The 4184-nt window shown below is 66.8% G+C and carries 4 protein-coding genes; all 4 read right to left on the bottom strand.

Annotated elements, in window-relative coordinates; all coding sequences use genetic code 11:
* Positions 1 to 56 precede the first annotated feature (56 nt).
* Positions 57 to 845 carry a class I SAM-dependent methyltransferase gene (locus AC2VOR_RS19435; protein WP_486964337.1) on the bottom strand — a complete coding sequence of 263 codons (789 nt, stop codon included), beginning with the start codon at positions 843 to 845 and terminating at the stop codon, positions 57 to 59.
* Between the two features lie 64 nt (positions 846 to 909).
* Positions 910 to 2661: an AMP-binding protein gene (locus tag AC2VOR_RS19430; protein ID WP_369739244.1), complete on the bottom strand. Its 1752-nt coding sequence runs from the start codon at positions 2659 to 2661 to the stop codon at positions 910 to 912.
* A 584-nt stretch (positions 2662 to 3245) separates the two neighbouring features.
* On the bottom strand, positions 3246 to 3950 hold the full coding sequence (locus AC2VOR_RS19425) for a thioesterase II family protein (protein ID WP_369739245.1): 705 nt from the start codon (positions 3948 to 3950) through the stop codon (positions 3246 to 3248).
* A 22-nt stretch (positions 3951 to 3972) separates the two neighbouring features.
* Positions 3973 to 4184, bottom strand: a 212-nt coding sequence (locus AC2VOR_RS19420) for a dihydrodipicolinate synthase family protein (protein ID WP_486964336.1), incomplete at its 5' end; no start/stop codon positions are given.

The following is a 4184-nucleotide window of genomic DNA, read 5'->3' as shown; positions in this document are numbered from 1 at the left end:
CGCCAGACTATTCCCTGGGCGAATCCCATTGTGCTAGAATACAACTCGTAGTCAAATCACCTCTGACTTACACAGAAATCGTGACAGGCTCCGACCGCCTCGTCCATGTTCGCCTGGAGTCTGTCGAGCCAGGCCGCGCACGTGCGCGCGTAGTGTTCGCGATGGTTGACCACCGACCTGACCTCGAAGAGCTTCTCGGAGGCGTGCACGATTTCGGCGAGCCTGGGCAGGTCCGACTCCGGGAAGATGTGCTGCACGATGAACAGGGTGTCTTTCAGCCCCTGCTCGTCGAGCGCGACGCTGCCCTTGCCGATGGTCTGCAACGCCATGCCCGCCCCGGGCTTGAGCGCCTCGTGGCATTTCTCGAAGAACGCCCGGTAGGCGGCGACCTTGCGCGACCGCTCCCACCCGAACTTGACGAAGTGTTCCATGGCGCCGACGCTGATCAGCGCGTCGTAGGGCTCATCGGGAACGAAGTCGGCCCAGTCCTGCACCCGCACCTGCAGGCGCGAGTCGTCGAGTTCCTCGATGTGGCGGGCCTGCGCCTCGCTCAGGGTCAGGCCCGTGACGTGTTCCACCTCGTGCGCGGCGACCAGGCGTTGCATGGCCGAGCCCCAGCCACACCCGATGTCCAGCACGCGTTTGCGCCCACGGGCACCGGCCAGCGACGCCAGGTAGTCGATCTTGCGGGTCTGCGCCGCCGACAGGGAGTCGTCGTTGGTCTGCCACAAGCCGCACGAGTACGTCATGGACTCGTCCAGCCACAGCGAGTAGAACGCGTCGCTGACGTCATAGTGGTGCTGGATTGATTCGGCGGATGCCCCCCGGTCGGTTGTCGTCGTCATGCCCACGCCCCCTTAGCTGCGATATTGCGGATTTCCTGCGATTCGGTGCCGTCGAACGACGACGTCAGGCCGGAATTTGCATTTCGGCGAACTTGTCCTGCAGGTATTGCTCGGCGCAGGCGGAGCGGCGGATCTTGCCGCTGGTGGTGATCGGGATGGAGCCGGGCGGCACCACGACCACGTCGGCGACTCGCAGGCTGTGCGACTCCGAGACGGCCGTCTTGACCCGTTGTTTGACGGTGCGGACGTCCACCGCACCGCCGCCCTCATTGCCCCTCTTCTTGAACTCGATGATCGTGACCAGTTGCTCGCGCTGGCCGTTGGGCACCGAGATCGCCGCGGCGCGCCCGGCCGTGATCTCCTGGATGGTGGCCTCGATGTCGTCGGGGTAGTGGTTGCGCCCGTCCACGATCAGCAAATCCTTGATGCGGCCGACGATGAACAACTCGTCGTCGGAGATGACCCCCAGGTCACCGGTGCGCAGCCAGGGACCCTCCGGTGTGCCCGGCGACGGGCCGGCGATCCGTCCCCCGAAAGTCCTTGCCGTCAGCTCCGGGTTGCGCCAGTAACCGCCGGCGACGTTCTCCCCGTGCACCCAGATCTCGCCGACCTTGCCGGCCGGGTTCTCCTGGCACGTCCCGGGGTCGACGATCCGCGCGGTGCAGGCACGCGAGCGGCCGTGGCCGACGAGCTCGGAGCCCCCGCCGCTCTCGTCGAGACGCTCGGCGTAGCCGCTCGACAGCTTCTCGTAGTCGAAGCGGGCCGTTACCGGGGCACGCCCCGGGGTCGACGACGCGACGTACACCATCGCCTCGGCCAGCCCGTAGGACGGCTTCAACGCGGTGCCGGGCAGGTTGAACGACGCGAAGCGTTGCGTGAAGCGCCGGATCGTCGCGGCGTGAATCCGCTCGGCACCGCTCAGGATCGTGTGCACGTTTCCGAGGTCGAGGCCGGCCATGTCCTCGTCCTTGGTCCGCCGCGCGGCCAGCTCGAACGCGAAGTTCGGTGCGGCGGAAAAAGAGTGGTGGGCAGCCAGCATCTGGATCCACCGCGACGGCTTCTGCAGGAACGCCGTCGGACTGGTCAGCACCGCGGGGAACCCCCGCAGCACGGGGGCCACCACGCCGAGCAGCAGACCCATGTCGTGGTAGAAGGGGAGCCACGACACCATCGTGATGTCCGGCGGTGGCACCTTCCCGTTGTCCTCGAAGTAGTCGTCGATCACCTGGTCGAGGTTGGCGATGACGTTGCGGTGTGTCACCACGACCGCCGCCGGTGCCCGGGTGGAGCCCGAGGTGTATTGCAGCAGTGCCACTTTCGTCTTCGGCGTCGCGCTCTCCCGGCTGGCGGCGCCGGCGCCGATGTCGAGGTCCAGGGCGTCAAGTTCGATCACGGCCGGCGCGCGGCCGGCGACGTCGCGCGCACAGGAAACGACGTCGTCGACGGAGTCCGACGTCGTCAGGATCGCCACCGGGGCGCTGTCGTTGACCGCCGCGGCAACCCGCTCGTCGTGCGTACCGAACTGCGGCACGGGCAGCGGCACCGCGATGTAGCCGGCCGCCATGGCGCCGAGAAACCCGATGATGTAGTCGAGACCCTGGGGAGCGCATATCGCGACCCGGTCCCCCGGCGATCCACAGGAGGCCAACTCCCCGGCCAGCGCCTGCACGCGCCGCTGCACCTCGGACCTCGTCAGCGTCTCCGAGTAGCCCCGCGGATCGAGTTCGTAGTCGATGAACGTGAACGCGGCCGCATCAGGCTCACGCGAGGCATTCTCGCGCAAGACGGCAGGTATGGACCAATCCCCCACTAACAACCCCCAGTAACACAGCTGTACAGATTTGCTTTTTCCCCGACCCAAAATCGAGCATACGTGGCCCATTCGGACGAAACCCCTCGGTTCCGGAGCGGTACCCCGTTCGGCCGGTATGTAATCGCGTTGCGCCGAAAGACTTTCAGCGTCACGAATGCACGAGCACAGACCTTTTTCTATGTTTGCCCGGCGCCGCAACCGCGATAGCCGGGGTCACCGTGCGGCCGTGCGCGCACCACGCGGCGCCGTTGGTACGTACGTACCGCTTTTGGCCGCGACACCGCCCCCGGAGTGCCGGAACCGGCCCTGCGGCGCGGCGCCCAGTTTACGGCGACACCAACCGGTGGCCGGCACACCCGCGCCCACCGCGGCGCTTGCCACCCACGTTGGTTTGCTGCCGCGATTTGCCCGGTCGCCGCGCCTGCGATTCCACGCCCGGGCCGCCTCCGCCCGCCCGCGGGCGCGCTCTGGCCGCCACAGCGCTCACTGTGGAGTTGCACACATCGCAAAGCCTCAGGCAAGGCACAGCAGATTCCTATATTCTTGGCGCGGGGATTAATTCAACGTTCATCCGGGGGTGATGGGCCTCAGCCCCGGCACAAGGACATCTTTTCCTCGATGTCGCCCACCAGCTGCGGCAGGTGGTCGTCGAGATAGAAGTGATGGCCGGGAAACACCCGCGCACTGAACGCCGACGAGGTGCGCTCGGCCCACGGAGCGACTTTCTCCGGGGTGGCGACTTCGTCGGTATCACCCAGGAACGCGAAAATCGGACACGACACACTCGCGTCGGGCGCGCACTCGTACTTGGTGATGGCCTTGAAGCCGCGCAACGTCGGCAGAATTTTCGCCGCGAATTGCTCGTCGGCCAGAAATTCCGGGTTCACACCGGTCATTTCGCTGACCGCATCGAGCAGCCCGCGATCGGAGTCGGGAATATAGTCGTAGCCGATGCGGCCGGGCGCCGCACACGCCGAGACGAACAGCGCGGCGATGGGATTGCCCGCCGCCTCGAACCGGCACGCCACCTCGAACGCGACCAACGCCCCCATGCTGTGGCCGAAGAACGCGACCTTGTCCTCGGACCGCTCGGCCGGCGGCAGCATCCGGCAGACCTGGTCGGCCAGGTCACCGATCCCGGTGAAGGACGCGAGATCCTGCGTGCCGCGCCGTCCGGGATATTGCACCGCAACGCATTTGACGTTCGAGAACGTCTTGGCGAACGGGACGTAGTACTGCGCCGATCCGCCGGCGTGCGGGAACACGTAGAGTTTCTGCGTACCGCCACTCACGAATCCACCGTACCCGGGTCGTTCAGGTGCCCGGCAGCAACTCCCGCAGCGCCGCACGGCCCCGCTCGTCGAGCGGCAGCAACGGCGGGCGCGGATCACCGACCGGGAAGCCGAGCAGTTCCAGTCCCGCCTTGACCGTGGTGGCCAGTCCCCCGGCGACGATGAACTCCAGCAAGCCTTTCAGGTCGTCGTAGCGGGCGCGCGCCGTGTCGAGGTCACCCGCGCGCACCGCGT

The organism is Mycobacterium sp. TH-M103, assembly GCF_057473785.1.
The sequence above is the reverse complement of the archived record's forward strand: the minus strand, read 5'-3'. Positions and strand labels throughout refer to the sequence as shown.